The sequence below is a fragment of the Coleofasciculus sp. genome, from assembly GCF_046539235.1.
GTDB lineage: Bacteria > Cyanobacteriota > Cyanobacteriia > Cyanobacteriales > Coleofasciculaceae > Coleofasciculus.
The window spans coordinates 1-16,630 of record NZ_JBKHHI010000115.1; the positions used below are offsets into that span (position 1 = coordinate 1).

Annotated in this window: 12 protein-coding genes and 1 pseudogene; 8 read left to right on the plus strand and 5 right to left on the minus strand. The window is 46.5% G+C overall.

Going from position 1 to position 16,630, the window contains the following annotated elements; genetic code table 11:
• Positions 1–226 precede the first annotated feature (226 nt).
• Positions 227–454: pseudogene (locus ACLFWI_RS12625) on the plus strand (acireductone dioxygenase); the annotation flags it as partial.
• Between the two features lie 240 nt (positions 455–694).
• Here ACLFWI_RS12625 and ACLFWI_RS12630 read toward each other — a convergent pair.
• The gene (locus ACLFWI_RS12630) at positions 695–1,342 is read right to left on the minus strand and encodes a TraX family protein (RefSeq protein ID WP_446413228.1); all 648 of its coding nucleotides are present in this window, start codon (positions 1,340–1,342) and stop codon (positions 695–697) included.
• 258 nt (positions 1,343–1,600) lie between these two features.
• Here ACLFWI_RS12630 and ACLFWI_RS12635 point away from each other — a divergent pair, with 258 nt between their 5' ends.
• Entirely contained in the window at positions 1,601–2,368 is a 768-nt protein-coding gene (locus tag ACLFWI_RS12635) for a ChaB family protein (protein ID WP_446406568.1), read from the plus strand.
• 152 nt (positions 2,369–2,520) lie between these two features.
• Here the strand turns inward: ACLFWI_RS12635 and cobO are convergent, their stop codons facing one another.
• Entirely contained in the window at positions 2,521–3,201 is a 681-nt protein-coding gene (gene cobO / locus ACLFWI_RS12640; protein WP_446413229.1) for a cob(I)yrinic acid a,c-diamide adenosyltransferase, read from the minus strand.
• Positions 3,202–3,357: 156 nt separating this feature from the next.
• On the opposite strand from cobO, the gene psaD reads away from it, so the two are divergent.
• The 4 genes from psaD to ACLFWI_RS12660 all read left to right on the plus strand — a co-directional run bounded on the left by psaD (position 3,358) and on the right by ACLFWI_RS12660 (position 8,068).
• Positions 3,358–3,834 carry a photosystem I reaction center subunit II gene (psaD, locus tag ACLFWI_RS12645; protein ID WP_446406590.1) on the plus strand — a complete coding sequence of 159 codons (477 nt, stop codon included), beginning with the start codon at positions 3,358–3,360 and terminating at the stop codon, positions 3,832–3,834.
• Positions 3,835–4,754: 920 nt separating this feature from the next.
• Positions 4,755–6,278, plus strand: a complete 1,524-nt coding sequence (trpE, locus tag ACLFWI_RS12650) for an anthranilate synthase component I (protein WP_446413235.1) — start codon at positions 4,755–4,757, stop codon at positions 6,276–6,278.
• Positions 6,279–6,670: 392 nt separating this feature from the next.
• Complete coding sequence (locus tag ACLFWI_RS12655) at positions 6,671–7,057, plus strand: hypothetical protein (RefSeq protein ID WP_446406566.1); 387 nt, start codon at positions 6,671–6,673, stop codon at positions 7,055–7,057.
• A gap of 138 nt (positions 7,058–7,195) precedes the next feature.
• Positions 7,196–8,068 carry a fructosamine kinase family protein gene (locus ACLFWI_RS12660; protein ID WP_446413230.1) on the plus strand — a complete coding sequence of 291 codons (873 nt, stop codon included), beginning with the start codon at positions 7,196–7,198 and terminating at the stop codon, positions 8,066–8,068.
• A gap of 351 nt (positions 8,069–8,419) precedes the next feature.
• On the opposite strand, the gene ACLFWI_RS12665 is transcribed toward ACLFWI_RS12660, so the two are convergent.
• On the minus strand, positions 8,420–10,750 hold the full coding sequence (locus ACLFWI_RS12665; RefSeq protein ID WP_446413231.1) for a PAS domain-containing sensor histidine kinase: 2,331 nt from the start codon (positions 10,748–10,750) through the stop codon (positions 8,420–8,422).
• 296 nt (positions 10,751–11,046) lie between these two features.
• Between ACLFWI_RS12665 and ACLFWI_RS12670 the strand changes: the two genes are divergently transcribed.
• Both ACLFWI_RS12670 and ACLFWI_RS12675 read left to right on the plus strand, forming a co-directional pair.
• On the plus strand, positions 11,047–12,306 hold the full coding sequence (locus tag ACLFWI_RS12670) for an RNA-guided endonuclease InsQ/TnpB family protein (RefSeq protein ID WP_446413232.1): 1,260 nt from the start codon (positions 11,047–11,049) through the stop codon (positions 12,304–12,306).
• Between the two features lie 145 nt (positions 12,307–12,451).
• The gene (locus ACLFWI_RS12675; protein ID WP_446413233.1) at positions 12,452–13,999 is read left to right on the plus strand and encodes an Ig-like domain-containing protein; all 1,548 of its coding nucleotides are present in this window, start codon (positions 12,452–12,454) and stop codon (positions 13,997–13,999) included.
• Between the two features lie 212 nt (positions 14,000–14,211).
• Here the strand turns inward: ACLFWI_RS12675 and ACLFWI_RS12680 are convergent, their stop codons facing one another.
• Positions 14,212–14,934, minus strand: coding sequence for a GUN4 N-terminal ARM-like repeat domain-containing protein (locus ACLFWI_RS12680; protein WP_446413234.1), 723 nt, complete (start codon positions 14,932–14,934; stop codon positions 14,212–14,214).
• A gap of 208 nt (positions 14,935–15,142) precedes the next feature.
• Positions 15,143–15,856 (minus strand): response regulator transcription factor, encoded by a 714-nt coding sequence (locus ACLFWI_RS12685; protein ID WP_006098608.1) that lies wholly within the window; start codon positions 15,854–15,856, stop codon positions 15,143–15,145.
• Positions 15,857–16,630 lie beyond the last annotated feature (774 nt).

Genomic DNA, 16,630 nt, shown 5'->3' on the forward strand with positions numbered 1-16,630 from the left:
CTACGTTAATTTTATATCCACCATTAGATCGGGCGAAACGGATTGCCCGTTATCGGAAATTTGAACGGAATTTAATTAAACCGTAATCAGAAGGCTGATGAATAAGGTCGGGTTTTGTTGTTCAGTTATCGGTGAGATAGGGCGGGTTTTGTTGTTCAGTTAGTGGTTACAAGTAGTTTTAGTGGCTAAACCCGCCCCTACAATTGCCGACAATTGGTTATCTATGGATATACGCTACATTGTCGCCGGTGAAGGGGTGTTTGGTTTTGTCCGTCCCGATGGTTCTCAAATTGAATTGACCGTGCAACCGGAAGAATATATTAATGTCCCGGCGAATACGGAACATTGGTTTCATTTAACGCCATCTCGACGAGTGAAAGCGGTGCGCTATTTCACCACAACAGAAGGTTGGGTTCCAGAATATACGGGGACGGAAATTAATTTTGATGCATAAATTTAGCCACGGTAGGGGCGGGTTTAGGAACTTACACGACTTGTCACCAATAACTAAACAACAAAACCCGCCCTCCGCCCTAATTGGGTTTTCATTATCATTGAGTAAAGGGCGACCCGATTCAATTGAGTGGATACAAGTGTTACTTTATGCAAGCGGGTCGCCCCTACAAGAGACTGAAATGTGACCTGATTTTTCCCAACAAAACCCATCCTGCATCTTAATTGATTCAATACATCGTTAAAACCATTTAATTGCAGCTATCACGCCCAGATGAACCGGATAAAACAAGTAAAACCATCGCGTTTTTAGCCCCGCTTCCCCATTATGTAGGCAAATAAACAAGGGCGCAATAATTCCAGCCAATTCAATAACACTCCCCCCAATGACGATATAAAGGATATGCGGTACTATATAAACCAACCACCATTTAAAATTAAACTGTCCCGGCTTAAACTTTGACATTAAATAGACGAGTGGCAACGTAAAGAATCCTGCCTCGAAACGAGCGACTATGGCAATCGTGGTAAACAATAAAACGATCGCAGCCTTCAGCAGACCATTATTAACCTGTTTCGAGAGTCGAATCGTGATCACGCCAGCCGCCAGCACGAACAAGATATTCAGGGGAGGTGTTGCTGAGAAAATTAAGGAATAAACATGAGAATAAATCGGTTGTGAAATAACTCCCAGCAGGGTTAATCTAAAGACATAGTTCCAAATATTTGACGTATACTTTTCCCCTTGTGCCGCTAGCCAAGCAAAGAGAGGGAAGCTCAACCGTCCGAGAGCCACCATAATCGTTGCTTCTGGGAAAAATACCCGTCCAACATGATCGATTAGCATCAGCAGACAGGCGATTAATTTGAGGTGAAATGAATTCAGCAATTTTATTAAAGGGAACAGGGAACAGGGTACGAGTAATACCTAATTCAAATGTACCTTAGCTTAATACTAAATCCGGGTTCCCCATCCTCGTTATAATTCAGTCCGCGTAGGCGGACTTGGTTGGTGTAGTAGCGATTTTAATCGCCGTGGATTTTCTGCTGCCATGATCCACCCTAAGAGCGATGAAAGAGGCGGGGTAGATTACCTAACCTGGTAGTTTAGCAAAACTAATCAGGATAGACACATAGGAGAGTTTACATGGCTGATGATTATAGAGCCGAACGCACAGTTTCTGCGGTATTTAAAGAACAAGATCAAGTCGATACCGTAGTCCGACGCCTGGTCGATCGCGGCGTTCCCTCAGATCATATCTCGGTGATGGGTAAGAATTTTCAATCTCAAAGCCGAATTGCTGGATTTATGAGTAAGAAAGATGTTATCTTAGGCGGACTCAGAACCGGGGCAATTTTTGGATCGTTATTTGGTTCGTTCTTAAGCTTACTGACGGGTGTGGGTGTTTTATTAATTCCCTTTGTTGGTCCTGTGGTGTCAGCCGGTCCCCTGAGTGCAGTCCTATTAGGCGCAGCCAGTGGTGCGATCGCAGGTGGTGCTGGTGCAGGTTTAGTCTCGGTTCTGGTGGCTTTAGGAATGCCAGAAGAAAAGGCAACGCTTTACCAAACACGCCTGCAAGCGGGTGAATTTCTAGTGATGGTAGAAGTTCCCGCCGGAAAATCTGGCGAATACCAACTCTTAATGCAAAATGCAGGTGGGGAAGAAATCCATACCAGCGATATGACCCTACCTCGCCCCTGTCCCGGTAAATGCAATGATCCCAGCGATTTATCTCCCGAAGTGCGATCGCATCTGTCTGAAGCGGCTCAGAAAACCTTTATCGAGCGCTATAATAGCGTGTACGATCAGAATCAAGACCCAATCCAGGCAGAACAAGCCGCATGGGAAACCATTCATCAGCAGTATGAAGAAGATGAAAATGGCGTGTGGTCTAAGCAAAAAGTTACCGCTTAAATTGGGTTCGTAGTTTGTAGTAAGGGCTTTAGCCCTTTATTCAGTTAGGCAACCCAACCAATACGCTTAAGTAAAGGTGCGTTACGCTACGCTAACGCACCCTACAATTGGGGACGAGATTGTTACCGTTAAACCGGGCGTAAGGCAATCCATTAAAATTCAATTCCCGGTTGCGCTTTAACATTTTGCTCCCGCAGCGGATGCTTCACCAGTGTCATTTCGGTGACTAAATCTGCCTGTTCAATTAATGGTTTCGGTGCGCCTCGTCCGGTTAAAATAACGTGAGACATGGCGGGCTTTTCTGCTAACCCTGCCAATACCTGCTCCACGCTTAAATATCCCAGTTTTAACGCCACATTCACTTCATCCAATAGCACCAAGCGAAACTCTGGGTTGCGGATAAACTCCAGCGCCTTTTCCCATGCGGCTTGAGCTTTAGTGATATCTCGTTCCCGATCTTGTGTTTCCCAGGTAAACCCCTCACCCATCGCATGAAACTCCAACTGAGGTGTTTCCCCATTGGCGACGACTGTCCAGGGCGCAAACGCCGCCTTCTCTGCGGGTTCCCAGGCTCCCTTGATGAACTGGATAATTGCCACCCGATACCCATGACCGAGCGATCGCAAAACCATCCCTAGGGCGGCTGTCGTCTTCCCCTTGCCATTCCCCGTGTTTACAATAATTAACCCTTGTTCGCTTGACGCTTGAGCCAGACGTTGTTCCTGAACCTGTTTGCGTCGCTGCATTTTTTGGCGGTATTGCTCTGAGGTTAACCCAGAAACGTTCTCAGATTCCTCAAATGCGCTGGATTCCCCGTAGGAACTGGTTTTCATCACCACTCACTCAAGACTTATGACAAAGAATTCATTACTAACTGTAACAGTTCTTGACAAAGTGACAAAATAAACCGGAACGGAATGATAGCATTCCCTAAATGCCCTATATCTTATACACGATTGAGAGAGACAGTTATGGCAGAAGAAGAAAACATGCAGGAACAGGAACAGGAACAGGCTCCTGAGGCTCCCGCGGCAGCAGGACAGCCTACTCTATCTGGCAAACCTCCCCTCTTTGGCGGTAGCACCGGTGGCTTGTTGACCAAAGCCCAAGTTGAAGAAAAATATGCGATCACTTGGACTAGCTCCAAAAAGCAAGTCTTTGAAATGCCCACCGGTGGTGCGGCGATCATGAATGAAGGGGAAAACCTACTCTATCTGGCTCGTAAGGAGCAGTGTCTGGCGTTAGGAACCCAGTTGCGGACGCAATATAAACCCAAGATTGAAGACTACAAGATCTACCGGATTTATCCGAGTGGTGAAATCCAGTATCTGCACCCCGCAGATGGAGTCTTCCCCGAGAAAGTCAACGAAGGGCGTCCCTTTGTCGGTAAGATTGACCGCAAGATCGGTAAGAACCCCGAACCTGTTACCCTCAAGTTCAGCGGAAAGGCGACTTACGAAGTCTAGTATCGCTGATCCATTATCAGGTATCAGGCAAGTAGAATACCCATTCAGCACAGCTTGTTAGAGGGTTACTGATGGGTGCTGCACTGGTTAACAAAGTTCGCTCCAGTTCCCCATCCGTCAATGGGTGTGGGGATGAATAGCGAGTCAAAGTAGGGGGTTCAATGCCCTCTACTTTGACATTTGTTATTAGTAGACACCTGTATTTTTAGGTGTTATACTAATCGCAACTATCCTAGGTTTACACGGTAAGGCGTGATCCTCATGATGGTTGATGCAAGTGTGATAGAGTGTAGTCATTGCGCGTTAACTTTCCTCGACCACCGTTTGCCTATTGGCATCCTCCAAAAGAATAGCGCAAGATGTCGTCAGACATTATTCGGTTAGAACTCTAACCATAAACCGCGAAAACCAAGCGTAGAGACGCGCCATGGCGCGTCTGTAAAAATATTACTGCCTGCGGAAGGCGGGCGGCTGTCTGTTGACGCTGATTAAGACCATCACCAGATTGACCCTTCGACTACGCTCAGGGTCAACACCGAGCGTAGTCGAGGTGTTGAGTTCTGGACTTTCTCATTTGCTGAAAGTACCCAACGTGGCATCGGACCCATGAAACGGGAAACCTCGAAGACGAATCAGACCGTCCCTGATTTTGCTACGGTTGGAAGCCCCAACCGAGCGTGAAGCAGGTTGGGGTACTTCACTCGGTTGCAGGTCTGTTAATTTGTTTGAAGGTTGGTGGTTCATTTCGGTGAACTGGTCAACCTTCAATTTGGTGATTGGGAAAGTGTTTAGTTTGTAGGGGCGGGTTTCACTACTATCGTTTCTTGCCTCACCTAGATGTAACTAAACCCGCCCTGACCAACCCTTCACTTCCTCATCTCCCCCATCTTCCTCATCATTCATACATACAATTGAAGCCGATGATATTACCTGAGTTTTCTCAATTTTGCGCCCTGTCTCAACAGGGTAATTTTGTACCTGTTTACCAAGAGTGGGTGGCAGATTTAGAAACTCCGGTGTCGGCTTGGTATAAAGTCTGTGCGGGTCAACCCTATAGCTTTCTCTTGGAATCGGTGGAAGGGGGCGAAAATGTGGGACGCTATAGTTTGTTGGGCTGTGATCCGTTATGGGTGTTGGTGGCACGGGGCGATCGCACGACGCAGATGCACCGCAATGGTACAGTGACGGAGTTTGAGGGGAATCCGTTTGAGTCGTTAACGGATTGTCTTAGTCCTTATCATCCGGTTAAATTGCCCCAATTGCCACCGGGAATTGGTGGGTTATTTGGGTTTTGGGGATATGAGTTGATTCGCTGGATTGAACCGCGAGTTCCGGTTTATTCCCCATCGGATCAAGATTTGCCGGATGGATTGTGGATGCAGGTGGATAACCTGATTATTTTTGATCAGGTGAAGCGGAAAATATGGGCGATCGCTTACGCGGATTTACGGGAGGCGAATGGGAACTTGGAATCCGCCTATCAGCAAGCCTGCGATCGCGTCAAGACATTAGTCCACAAGCTACAACTCCCGTTATCGGGTCAGGATACGGTTTTGGAATGGACGCCGCCAGGAACCACCACGCAGCAGTTAAACTATACCAGCAACACCCAAAAGGAACAGTTTTGTGCCAATGTCCAAACAGCTAAAGACTATATCCGTGCGGGTGATATCTTCCAAGTGGTTCTCTCCCAACGGCTTTCGGCTGACTATCAAGGTGATCCCTTTGCTTTATACCGTTCCCTGCGTCTGATTAATCCCTCGCCTTATATGGCGTATTTTAATTTTGGCGATTGGCAATTAATTGGGTCAAGTCCGGAAGTGATGGTTAAAGCCAGTCGATTACCCACAGGGAAATTACAAGCCACCCTGCGCCCCATCGCCGGAACTCGCCGCCGAGGTGAAACACTACAGGAAGATGAAGCGTTGGCGCAAGATTTACTGCACGATCCCAAAGAACTTGCCGAACACGTTATGTTGGTGGATCTGGGGCGCAATGACTTAGGGCGGGTTTGTACCAGTGGAACTGTAACCGTTGATGAGTTAATGGTCATTGAGCGCTATTCCCATGTGATGCACATCGTTAGTAACGTGGTGGGAGAACTGGCTGAGAATAAAACAGCTTGGGAGTTACTCAAAGCCTGCTTTCCCGCCGGAACCGTCAGTGGTGCGCCGAAAATTCGGGCGATGGAAATCATCCACGAATTGGAACCGGAACGGCGGGGTGCTTATTCTGGGGTCTATGGCTGGTATGATTTTGAAGGGCAACTCAATAGCGCGATCGCAATTCGCACTATGGTGGTTCGTCCCCATCCCTCTGGTACACATACAGTATCGGTGCAAGCGGGTGCTGGTTTAGTGGCTGATTCTAACCCAGAGAAAGAATACGAAGAAACCCTGAATAAAGCCAGAGGCTTATTAGAAGCTATTCGTTGTTTAAGTTAAATCATATCCGGCTGGGCAGTTGCGTCTGTAGCAGATTTGTCGCTTGTCAATGCCATGGCTAAAGGAAGCAGAGTTTCCCCAGAGGTTACGAACGAGGGTAAATCGGCTTATACTAGTGGTTAACTCTGGTTAAGAAGGTCTAGAGCCTACAACCTTAGAGAGAACTAGATAATACAACTTGAGAGAGAAATTTAAGATTAATTTTTGAGTTATAACTATACTAGACTTAGCTGGAAGCGGAATTAGGGGTCTTGCCGATTTGACTGAACAAGCAGATTGTCTGCTCAATTCAGACTATTGAAAATTTTTATATCCGGTTAATTGTCAAAAAATGCCGAATAAAGAGCAGTGTACTTTTCATGTAGATGAAAAAATACCTTGAGGTGGATGACATGCAGAATAAACAAGCTGATAATTTTCATTTGAGCCAAAATTTAAGCTCCCAGCAAAATATTAATACAGAACAACCATCACAATATCCATTTTCGACAAATTCACCAAAAGGCAATCCTTCATCTTTTGAGGAAAACGGAGGCTTATTACTGATGCCCCTAAGCTTTATGGTAATGGCTTGGGTGGTCTTAATTTTATTACGATCAAATGTATTAAAATCATTCCGGAATCGATTAACGCCCATCAAAGGATCACATCAAGTTCCTTGCTTAAATTGTAAATATTTTAAAAATGATCCCTATCTGAAATGTGCTGTAAATCCATGTACGGTATTAACGGAAGAAGCTGCCAATTGTTCTGACTATTGCTCAAAAGATAGCCAATAATTGTCTCAGGGATCACTGGGAAAGGTAGAAACCTCCAGGGCAGAGGGTAGAATGCTCAAAGGAAAAAGAAGTCAACGTCGATCCTCCTTTCTGATAAACTGACGTTGGAAGTCTGCCGCCAACCTACCAATATCAACGATGTGGACAGAAATAGCTGCCCAGATTAGTAAAGTCACAGGCAAACCCTTTGAAGTCGTGAACCGCCGTTCGGTGAGTGGCGGCTGCATTAATCAGGGTTGTGCGTTAATCGGTGACGATGCTACCTATTTTGTCAAGACTAACCAAGCCTCTCAAGTCAGTATGTTTGAAGCAGAGGCGTTGGGATTAAAGCAAATGCTAGATACCCATACGATTCGAGTTCCGCAACCCATCGTCTATGGTGTCGCTGGAAATTCGGCGTATATTGTCCTAGAGTGGCTGGAATTTGGCAGTGGGAATAGTGAATCCTGGGTAGAAATGGGACGCCAGCTAGCGGCGATGCATCAGGCGACTCCGCCTCAAGGTAAAGACGGAAGATTTGGTTGGAATCAAAACAACACCATTGGTTCAACGCCACAAATTAACGATTGGATGGACGATTGGGCAGAATTCTTTGCCGAACATCGATTAGGATACCAATTCAAACTAGCACGGCGTCGCGGGGGACATTTTCCGGGACAAGATAAATTATTGGCAAAAGTTCCTGAATTGTTGGATCATCAACCCAAACCCTCTTTGATTCACGGGGATTTGTGGGGGGGAAATGCTGCTGTTACCACATCAGGGGAACCTGTACTGTTAGATCCGGCAACTTATGTCGGCGATCGCGAAGCGGATATTGCCATGACAGAATTGTTTGGTGGCTTTCCGGCGGCGTTCTATCGGGGGTATAACCAAGTGTGGCAGTTAGATGCGGGGTATAAGCAGCGCAAAACCTTGTACAACTTGTACCATATCATCAATCACTTTAATCTCTTTGGTGGTGGGTATGGCTCACAAGCCAATCGGATGATTGAGCAAATTCTTGGATGAGATTCGGTTAAGTTGACCCAAGGAAGGCTTGCCCCCAATTTAACCGTAAAATCTCACAACTCCGGCGACTAATACCAAGTTGCAGTCAAAGAGGTAATCTGTCATGCTGAGTGGAGTCCGGAGCGAAGCGGAGGAACGAAACGAAGCATCTGCGGAACCCTTCACGACCTTCTAGGGCAGGCTCCGTGTAGTGAAGTGAAGCATCTCGGATATTATTCGCTTCGCTCAGGGTCAACATCGAGCGAAGCGATGTCCTGAGCTAGTCGAAGGGTTGAGATGTTGAAACTGTTGCCTGTTGCCTGTTCCCTGTTCCCTCCCCTCACCACAAAACTTATTCAGCAGACCCTAACCCTACAATAAGGGAATTTCCACCACAAACTCTGTACCGCATCCGGGTGTGGAGATACAAGATAAATTTCCTCCATGTTTTTCTACGACAATTTGATAGCTGATCGACAAGCCTAAACCTGTCCCTTCTCCTACAGGTTTTGTGGTAAAAAATGGGTCAAAAATTTGTTCCTTGATTTGTGCAGGAATGCCACAACCATTATCAGCAATGTGAATCAATACAGAATTGCGCTCCGATAATTCAGTCCGAATCCATATTGTCGGTGTGGGAGCATGATCAGGAAAAAAGAGTTCTGTCGATGCTGCACTCTTATTCTTATCCGCTTGTTCATCCCCGGAATTTAGAGCATCAATGGCATTATTCAGCAAATTCATAAAGACTTGATTGAGTTGTCCTGGATAACAGTCCACAGGTGGCAACTTGCCATAGTCTTTGACGACTTGGATATTAGAGGATTCCGGCTTTAAGCGGTGCTGCAAAATTAACAGCGTATTCTCCATCCCTTGTTCAATATCCATGCGTTTGCTTTCAGCTTCATCCAGGCGCGAGAAATTCTTTAGGCTACCCACTAACGCTTGCAGACGGTTGACCCCGAATTGCATGGAACTGAGAAGTTTGGGCAAATCTTCTCTGAGAAAGTCGATATCAATTTCTTCAGTTAAGCTTTCAATTTCTGATGCAGGTTTAGGATAGTGCTGCTCATAGAGTTGGACTAATTCCAATAAATCCTGAGCATATTTATTGGCATGGGCAATATTCCCAGATATAAATGTGATTGGATTATTAATTTCATGGGCAATCCCTGCCACTAACTGTCCCAAACTCGACATTTTTTCATTTTGAACAAGTTGGAGTTGAGTCTGTTTAAGTTCACGTAGGGTTTTCTCAAGCTGGGTGGCTTTCTTTTTCAACTTCGTTTCCGATTCTCGCAGGGCGACTTCAGCGACTTTACGTTCCTTGAGTTCGTCCGCGACTCGCTCAAACAATGCCGCTTGCTGAATTGCCACACTTAACTGAATGCTAAGTTTTCTGACACATTCAATTTCTTGTTGCTGCCATTTTCGCGCTCCCGAACAGTGATGAACCACAAGCAATCCCCAGAGCTTTTTCCCTTGTAAAATAGGCGCTACTAGATTAGCCCGAACCTGAAGATTTTCAAGTAATTCAATGTGACAGGGGCTTAAATTGGCGTTGTAGATATCGTCAATGACTCTAATATAACCGTCTTGGTAGAGAAGCGATGTAACGTCAGGATTCTTAAAAAAACTGTCCTCAATGGTTGTGCCGACAATTCTCATCCACTCACCGCCAACTGACTCTACATCAACCGTTCCCGTCCAATCTGGGTTAAACCGATAAATCAGAGTGCGATCGCACTTTATAAATTTTCGCACCTCTTCTACGGCTGTATTCAGGACTTCATCCAGATTCAAGGATTGGTTAATTCGCTGATTTATACAGCTCAACAGCCGTTCTTGCTTGGCTTGTCGCTTTAATTGCTGTTCAGTTTGTTTGTTTTTGGTAATGTCACGGAATGACCAAATCCTGCCGTAGTATGCACCTGTAGGAGATAAGGCTGGCGCGGAGTAAAGCTCAAAAATGCGCCCATCAGTAAGTTTAAATTCATCCTTATACGTTAGCTGAGGATTCTGCTCCATATACTCGACTTTACTGAACAGCTTTAGCGGTTCAGCAATTAAGGGCAAAATAGATTCTAAAAGTTGCTCATTATCGGCGGATTTCATGGCTTCATCCGAGACTTGCCACATTTGACAGAAGCGAGAATTGTGATTAATAATTGTGCCATTGGGATCAATCACCATAACGCCATCCGGATCAGCCTCTTGTTGCGCCTTTAATACAGCATGACTAACTCGGAGTTCCTCTTGAGCTTGCTTACGGGCTGTAATATCCGTTTGGACGCCAATAAAATAGATCACCCGCCCCTCGGCATCTCGAATCGGTGAGATCGCTAGCTCATTCCAAAAGGGGGTTCCATCTTTATGATAATTCTTCAGGACTACCTTCACCTCTTGCTCAGTTCGTAGAGCCTGACGGATTTGCTCAACCACCTGCGGATCAGTATCTGCGCCTTGCAGGAAGCGGCAATTGCGTCCAACCACCTCTTGACGGGAATAGCCAGTGATTCTCTCGAAGGCAGGATTGCAATAGACAATCGGCAAATCCGGTTGGCAAGCATCGCTGAGGATAATGCCACAGCTTGCCGCACCAAGGATACGCTCATCTAAACAAAGTGGCTCTAGAGACAATTTATCGGAGGTATTGGCGTCGAAAAGATGACCCGTTGAGGGTTGATGGAGGTAGGAAATCATGGGAGTAAGTCAGCAACGTGTAATATAGGCGGGGGTCGAGGCTTATTCTCCTTAATTTAAAAACGCCTCAAAAGAGATTCAATACACCCAAAGGATGAATTTACAGAACTTTACAGAAAAATCACCATACAGTTTATCTAAGTGAGGGGGACTGGGGGAGCTATAATACCTACGCCATAATTTTTAATTTGGCGTAGGATACATGGATTCCCCCAGGTTAACTTAAGGGATTCGATATTCCTTAAGTTAACAGTTAACGATTGCATTGTGGCAAGTAAAACTGCTATCCTAATGGGATGCTGACTATCACTCACCGCTATCGAATCTATCCAGACGCCACCCAAGAACAGCAATTCATTGAGTGGATGGAAATCTGTCGTGGTGCATTTAACTATGCGCTTCGAGAGATAAAGGATTGGTGCAATAGTCGTAAGTGCTTGATAGACAGATGCTCTTTGGAGAAGGAATACATACTCCCTGCCGACCTGAAGTTTCCGAGTGAAATTCAGCAGCTTAATAATTTGCCACGAGCGAAGAAGGAATTTCCCAGATTGAGCGAAGTCCCTTCTCAAGTTCTTCAGCAAGCAATTAAGCAGTTGCACAAAGGCTGGGAGTACTTTCAGAAAAGAGGGTTTGGCTTTCCTAGATTCAAGAAGTATGGACAGTTCAAGTCGTTGCTGTTTCCCCAATTCAAGGAAAATCCAGTAACGAATTCGCACGTCTTGCTGCCCAAGATTGGAGCGATTCCCATCAACTTGCATCGACCTATCCCAACTGGGTTTGTGGTCAAGCAAATACGAATCCTGAGGAAAGCTGACCGATGGTATGCATCTATCTCCCTGCAATGTGATGTGACTGTTCCCGACCCAGTTCCTCACGGTTATCCCATTGGAGTTGATATTGGGCTGGAGAAGTTTTTGGCAACTAGTGATGGCGTTCTCGTAAAGCCGCCTAAGTTTCTTAAGAGTCGGCAAAGTGAGCTGAAATTGCTGCAACGCAGGCTTTCTAGGAAACAGAAGCGGTCTAAGAATTACGAGAAACAGCGCCTTAAAGTTGCCCGACTTCACCACAAAATTGACAACACGAGGAAGGACTTCCACTACAAGCAAGCTCATGCTCTTTGCGATACTGGAGATATGGTCTTCATCGAAGATCTCGATTACCGCACCAGTGCCAAGGGAATGTTTGGGAAACAGATGCTTGATGCTGCTTTTGGGCAATTCAGAAGCATCGTTAAGTACGTGTGCTGGAAGCGTGGAAAGTTTTTCGGTGAAGTTGATGCTAGAGGGACTTCTCAAGAATGTCCTGAATGTAATGGTGAGGTCAAAAAAGACCTGAGCGTGAGAATCCATGATTGTCCTCATTGTGGATATAAAACTGATAGGGATGTAGCCGCAGGTCAGAATATAAGAAACCGAGGAATTAAGCTCATTAGTACCGTTGGACAGACGGGAATCGAAAGCGCCTGTGCAGACGAGCTACCGGGGGCTGAGGTAACTCAGTCTAGGCAAGTGTCGAAATCTCGCAAGAGAGTAACCAGGAAACCCAAGAAGTGATTCTTGGAAGCCCCCACCATAACTTGTTTGGTGGGGGAGGATGTCACCCGGACAAGAGTCAGTAGAGAAAGCCTGCACCCTGTAGAGCTACTGTCTGGAGGGAGATTTAGACTAGAATGCTAGAGCAAAAGGTGTGATCGTTGAAATGACTGCTCCAACCTTACCATCTAAAAAATTTCTCCAACCCATTGATCGTCTGGCTTTGATCATCATGGTAGTGCTGAGTCTGTTTATTGGCATCGTGCTATTGACAGGCGATACCACTCGACCTAGAGTTCGGGATTTCAGTTGGCAGGACAAATACGTCAGTGCCGAGGATACGGCGTTTATTGTAACCTTTAGCCGTCCGATGAACCACGCCAGCGTAGAAGCAAATCTAAAAATCACGCCAGTTTTGCCTTCAGGGGAGGTGAGTGCCTCAGATGTGCCGCCAATTGAGGGAAAAGTTAGCTGGGCGGGGCGGAAAATGGCGTATACGTTGCTTTCACCGATTCCCTATGGCAATGACTATCAGGTTCAGCTTCAGGGGGCAAAGGAGAAAATACCGGGGGTGGAAGAAGAAGGTACCGTTATGGAACCGTTTCAGGCAACCTTTCACAGTCGCGATCACTCCTTTGCTTATATTGGCGTCGAAGGGGAGGAACAGGGGCGGTTAATTCTCTATAATCTCACTCGACAGCAAAAAACGCTGCTGACACCTGCTGATCTGGTGGTACTGGACTTTCAGCCCTATCCGGGGAGCGATCGCATTTTATTTTCTGCCAATGATCGCCAAAATCAGGCAAAAGGTTTACTCACCGCCCAACTGTACACCGTAACCACAGGACTGTCGTTTCCCTCTCCAGATCAGCGTTCTCCGGCTCAGCAAACCCCTGGGAAGCTGGATTTGGTGTTAGATAGCGAAAACTATCAAAATCTGCAATTTGACTTATCCAGAGACGGGCAAATCATTGTGGTACAGCGAGTGAATCGAGAAGATCCGGCGGACTTTGGTCTGTGGATGATCCCCGCTGATGGCGAACCCCAACCCTTAGAGAATCAGCCCGGTGGGGAATTTTTAATTGCCCCAGATAGTGCCTCATTAGCCGTAGCGCAAGGACAAGGGGTAGCGATTCTGCCGTTACACACCGACGCCGAACCCCTAGACTTTCTACCCAAATTTGGTCAAGTTCTCAGCTTTGCCAGCGATGGTGCAGCAGCGACAATGGTGAAATTTAATACCGACTATACGCGATCGCTGTTTTTGGTAAATAATCAGGGAACTGAGGAAGAACTCCTCCGCACAACGGGTTCGATTATCAACTGTGAGTTCGCCCCCAATCAGGAAACCCTCTATTGTCTCCTGACGCAACTGATTCAAGGGCAAGAGTATCGCGAGGAACCATTTATCGCCGCCGTTAATATCGACGCCGAACCCGATAGTGAGGAGAGTCGAATACAACCCTTAGTAGTTCTGCCAGAACAGCGTGATATTCAACTGAGTTTATCCCCAGATGGTTTAGCCTTATTATTCGATCAGGTCGCCACCCGACCCGCTTCAGCCATTGATAGTTTAAGGAACAACGAAGGACAGGCGATCGCCACCGGGCGTCTTTGGCTATTGCCCTTAGACGAATCTATAACCTCAGAAACACCCGTACAACTCCAACCTGAGCCATTATTACCAGGATTCCTCCCCCACTGGCTACCCTGATTAGGGTGTCGGGTGTCGGGTGTCGGGAAAAATTGAACCCCAATCCGCGATCGTCAATTGAGGGAGATCAGAAACCTGTAGGGGCGGGTTTCACCACTATCATTTGTGGTCACCCGAATGTAACTAAACCCGCCCCGACCTAGCCGTTAAATTACCACAAATGCCAAATGACCAATGACCAATGACCAATGACCAATGACAAATGACCAACTTTAGCTTAACCACGCCGGATGAGACAGCAACGTGGCAATAACCCGGACACCGCGTAGCTGATTAGAAAGCGGCAGATGACCTTTCGGGGCGCTGAGATCCCAGGTAAACTCATTGGGGTATCGAGTCCAGGTATTCCCGGACTTCCAGCCAATTTTGGGCCACAGTTTTTCCCAGTTTTTACCCACAGCAAGCCAAAGTTCCCGCTGCACAGAAAATCCAAATTTACCTTGAGAGTGAATCACCCACAGGGTATTAATTGTCTGTAAATCAGTAATCGGGAACTTCTCCACTTCGGAAAAGTACAACCATTTACGCTGTAGAGCAGCAGACCCAGCCAACTCACAAAGTTTCTCTAATGTCAACCTATCCGCTGCCTGAAACTCTTGCTGGGCAAGTAACTGTTGTAGAGGGGTGTAGTCAATATCCCGTTCAGACAACAGGGGAACAATTCCGGTCGGAAAATGGTTTTGTAGGAACTCCTCAGTTTTGGCAGTCTTTGCCTGATAAAGGGCTTGGTATGCCAAACCGACACTGAGACTGGGAGGGGTTGAGGATTGCGCTTGCAGAAAGTCTATCAAAACATCTAAACCAGCATCACCCTGATTCACCAGTTCTGGAATGAGCTGAAGTTGTTTTTTCTCAGAACTCGACTCGAGTTGGCTAGTCAACTCGGCAAGCTGGTTAGAGGTTTCGGGTACAGAGGTAGTCGTTTGGTCTATCATGAAGCGACGTGTTTGAAGTTGCGGCAACTGATCCTATTGTCTAGGCAAAGTGGCTCGCTTGAACGCCTTAGACTCGAAAATTGACAAGATTAATTGAGAACGCTGATCTAAAAACCGCGTCCCCCATCTCCCCCATCTCCCAGACGTAGCATGCTACGTCTCTACAAGCTTCCCCTGCTTCCCCATCTCCCCCATCTCCCCCGCCTTCCTAACCATTGCTCGGAGGTTGATAACCATTTTCATAGGCAAAACGAATAAGCTGAGCGCGGTTCCCCAGCTTTAACTTATTTAGAATACTACTCAGGTGAGTTTGAACAGTACGCGGACTGATAAACAAGCGATTGCTGATTTGTTTATTCGTCAATCCTTGAATCACTTCCCAAAACACTCGTTCTTCTGCAGGTGTCAACGGTAAAGGCGTAGGGGTGACAGTTTCTTCTTCCTGGGGTGCTGAAACCTCGGTCGCTTGAGCGGTTTTGGCTTGGTTCGCTAACTCCGTGACAGCAGAACTGGCATTAAGCTGCATCAACTGAACAATCAGAGCATGGATACGACGGGTTCTCTCAAGCTGAGCCTCGATTTTAGCCGCTAATTCTCTGGGATTAACAGGCTTAATCAGATAATCATCCGCGCCGATAGAGTGACCGTGAATCCGGTCTTCTAGTTCTCCTTTGCCTGATAGAAAAATAAAAGGCATCAGTTGACCGGATGGAGTCGCCCTCAGACGACGGCAAAATTCTATTCCATCCATCTCTGGCATCATCACATCAGAAACCACCAAGTCGGGTGGATTTTTGACACAAGCCTCCAAAGCTTCTGCCCCAGAACTCACCTGTTGAACCTGATATCCCATATTTTCCAGGGCGCGTGTCAAAGTAATGCGTAATGTTCTATCATCATCAACCACTAAAATTTTTTTCATCGTTGGTCGTCAGTCATGGATCAAAAGGTTGAAGGTTAGGGTAGGTGAGACGCTTTCCCTTAGAACGTCCTTCCTTGGGCAAGAAGCGTCCGGACAGGAGCAGGAATCAGGAGCAAAAAACTCAGTGTTGGTAATAGCCTAGCGACTTCAGTAGCGTATTGCCACACACATTGAACGACAAGCCAGCCGGAGGACAGATCAACCAACCCTCTGTCATCGGCTACCCCATCACACAGTCGGGTTAACGCCGAGCTAGCTCTATCGAGTAACAGAATGCGCCACGATAGCCAACACAGATGCTTTATTCCAGCATAATAGTTGAATTCAGCGACTGTCTAAACGCTAGAGCGTCGGTCAAGTATTCCGAGAAACCGGGTTTCTCGTGAGGATGACAACGAAATATCCAGCTTTCACCCAAAGAAACCCGGTTTCTTGACCGATGTCCTAGACTATCGAGTCCATCCTTGTACCTGTACCGCTCAAGAGCAGGGGAGCAGGGGGAGCAATGTAGAAACGTGCCATGGCGCTATGGTGGGCAGGGGAGTAAAAGAGAAACATTAACCTATATTTTGTAGTATTGGATACTTTTTTTGGAGATTCCTCCGTCCTGCATAAGTTTGGTCAGCAACTGAAGCTGTGCCTTTTATAAGGGTTAATCAGTAATGGGTAACTCATGAAACGTCCGTTATATTTGTTACCAATTTATTGCTATTTTCGTCCTCATTCGACAGCAATCTGCAAAAAAACTTAATAAAGTTCCCAGCCGCCAAGAGA